This is a genomic window from Bacillus cereus group sp. BfR-BA-01355, assembly GCF_022663675.1.
Taxonomy (GTDB): domain Bacteria; phylum Bacillota; class Bacilli; order Bacillales; family Bacillaceae_G; genus Bacillus_A; species Bacillus_A thuringiensis_S.
Genome location: NZ_JAKUFY010000221.1, coordinates 1 through 3,421 on the forward strand (window position 1 = coordinate 1; position 3,421 = coordinate 3,421).

Sequence of the window (3,421 nt, forward strand, 5' to 3'; positions counted from 1 at the left end):
AGAAATCACAAACAGTAAACCACCAAACGCTGGTATCCACCATATTCCTGTATTTTCATAATATAAGGCGAATGCAAAGCACGCCATTCCCCCAACCCACAATCCATAAATTAGAGCTCCTATCGTAAACAATTTATCCTGTTTATCATTTCGGATAAAGAAGAACCATCCTACAATTAGAAAGAGCCCATATACAAGTAAGCCAATCCAAAAACCATTCCATGAAATTCCTGTTTGCAAAAATGCTTTTACATAAAAACAATGAGCAAGGGCGAAAGTAACCATCCCACCAATTAATCGATGACCAATTGGAATCAACCCAGCCATAAACAAATCTCCCACAGTCGATAAAGTCATACCAAGTGCAACCCACGTACTATACTCTACAGATGGATCTTGTAACCATATCCAAATTGCACTACCTGTTAAAGAAAAACTAAGAATAAGACGGATTGCTAAAGGTAACGGCATATTAACTTTCGTTCTTTTTGTCTGCCCTATTGCATAAATTGCACCAATAAAAAAAAGAAGTATTTGCCCAATTAACACCACGTAAAGTAGATTCATAATATGTTCTCCTCAATAAATGCTTTTTGTATCTTTTTTCGTTACACTTAGTCTATTATCCTTTTTCTAAAAAAGAAGAACAGCACTGTTCTTCCATTGTAATCGCTTTTCTGCTCTCTATGCCACTTGTTTTTCTTGCTCTATTTTTTGCTTAGCTGGCGTCCGATTTACCACAATAATTCCCGCGGCTACACATGCTAAACCAAGTAGCACAAATGAATGAATTGCTTCACCTAAAATCATGCTCGATAATAACACACCAAATACGGGTATAAAGAACATATACATAGATACTTTTCCAACCTTGTTGTATTTCATAATTGTATTCCAACAGTCATTGTATCCCTACTTTATATTGGTTAGAATTTAAGATTCCTATCAAATCAACGTTGTTTAAGTTTCACCCAATTTATTTTCGGTTGAAATTAATCCATAGTTTCATTTTGAACTGCCCTAGTTTGTAAACATGATATTACAGTTCCATAACCTGCACGAGATACTTATGACCATCTCACTAATGTGTAAGCTTCTGTTGCAGTTGTAAGTAGAATCCTGGGATTGCTTTATTAAATATATATCTAATCCTATATGCAATATATAGAAAAAATTAGCTAGGATTATTGTTTCCTCTTTTAAGTATGTACTTGGTATAGATAAAAAAGCTGTACATTTTAATAGAAGAAACTAATTTCAAGTGGGAGAAGGAAAAAGTAACTGGAATGAAATTTATGGAAATGTTAGAGCTGAAGAATAATATATTTTGCAAGATACTGAAAGAATAAGAAATGAAATTAAACCAGCCATGGCTGGCCCTTTTGTGTAAATCAATCCTGGATTAGGTTCTCGATTTTTCTTCAAATATCCTTCAAAAATAAAAAACGGTTCCTTAACGTACAGGGAATCGGTTAATTTGTCTCTAAAATGTGTCTAAACGTACATTAATTAGAGTATTATGAAAAGGGGATTGTTCGTTCAATATAAAGACGAATATCCTCTCTTTTTTTATATGTTAGAAATGCTATAGTATCCCCTAGTAATTAGCATTCGTTATTATATTTTGAGGTTACAAGAGAGACCGTCTAATGGTATTATCCCCTTTAGGTTAGGTAAGTGTAACATCCATGTACACTTACCTAACCTAAAGATAAACAAGAATAATTTTTATAACTTTTTCAATTTAGTTCTTAATAATGTACGGTTTTTTTGATATGGTGCCCCTTAAATATTTTCTAAAAGTGCACCGTATACTTTTTATCCTATTAATGAGTCAACTAAGCCAGTAATTATTGTAATAAATTTAGATTTTCTAACCCTAGATGCTCCTTTTCCTCTAACAATCATTGGGATATGAAGAAGCCCCCCAATGATTAAAGTTTCACTTTTCTTACTTCGTTGTCACTACTCCATCATAGAAGAAACCTATAATACTTTGATACGATATCTTATATTAATGATCCCATTTTTCATTATCCTTTTTTCGGAAGAACAATTCTTTTATATAATTGAACTGTAATAAAATAATACATCACATAAATGACTAAGAAAATAATTATAGGCAACCAAATACGGAAATATGGATTATCGATTATGAACGAAAACATGTTCATGCCAACTAATACGTGCATTATACCTACTATCGCTGGGAACAAGAAGACGAAAAGTAATTCTTTATAAATTGATTTCGTTAATAGCTCATAACGTACACCAATTTTACGAAGCATTTGATAGCGAATAATATCTTTTGAAGCACCAGAAAGAATTTTAAACATTAAACAGCTTGCCAGCATCGCTAAGAAAGCTATACCTAAGAAAAATCCCATAAATAGTGTTCCACTGTAAGTACTGTAGTATTTTTCATACAGCATATATTTACTTAAAAGATGTACTTCTTTCATATCTTTATATTTAGCTATCTCTAATTCATCAATTTTTTTCCATTCTTCTTTATACGTTGTAAAATCGTCTGTTTTCCCCAATATTATAATTTCTTCTTTACCTTGTATTTCGTCATACATCCTTTGATCTACAATTTGTATCTTTTGAATAGGATTCATATATGTCTTTTGAAGAGATCTTAAAACATTTCCCCACTCTTCTGGAATTACATTGGTATTATTCTTATTTTCTTCTCGGCTATGACTTAAAACTGCTCCCGCAATTAGCTCTTTCGATACAGGAACAAATTGGCTACTATTCCTGTCTTTTTCAGTACGTGTTAGCGGACGATTTTTTTCCAAATCTTCTTTTAATTGATAAATAAACTGCTCGTCTGCTTTGTATCGATATTCATTCTTTTCTTTAAATGTAATACTATTTAATATTTTCTTTTCTTCTACTGTGGGATCTTTAATTTCGACATCATAGTATTCTGCACTCTCCACCATATTTGTGACATTATTTTTTAACGCCATACCACTGGAGATTGCACCTGCACCGAGAGCAACTAACATTGCCACTGTTGCTAATACTTTCGTTAAGCTATTAATAGAAAAACTTAGCTGTGCAAACGTAAACGTATTAATTCCTTTTTCACTACGTTTCTTATTACCCTTCATTTTATTAATAATCATTGGAAGAAAGGCTGCAAATAGCATGTAAGTTCCTAATGTTACCGTCATTGTAGCAATGATAAATCCTGATTCCTTTAACTCTTTCATATAAATCATCGAAGTATAACCAACTGCTAATAAAATAATTGATAAAAGTGCTACTATATTCGTTAGTTTTCCTTTAGTAGGCGTACGCTCTGTGTGACTATTGGAATGAACGAGTTGTAATAGTGAATTACGCACTAGTTTCATACCATTCATAACTGCGGACAACATAAATAATGCAATGAAAAAGATGAAAGTAA

2 protein-coding genes and 1 pseudogene are annotated in these 3,421 nt (G+C 32.2%); all 3 read right to left on the bottom strand.

The window, feature by feature from the left end; translation table 11 throughout:
- The coding region (locus MR167_RS30985) for a lysoplasmalogenase family protein (protein ID WP_242316200.1) at nucleotides 1-567 on the bottom strand (567 nt) is incomplete at its 3' end.
- Nucleotides 568-684: 117 nt separating this feature from the next.
- Nucleotides 685-897, bottom strand: a pseudogene (locus MR167_RS30990) (EamA family transporter); the annotation flags it as partial.
- A gap of 1,136 nt (nucleotides 898-2,033) precedes the next feature.
- On the bottom strand, nucleotides 2,034-3,421 hold a 1,388-nt coding region (locus MR167_RS30995), incomplete at its 5' end, for an ABC transporter permease (protein ID WP_242316201.1).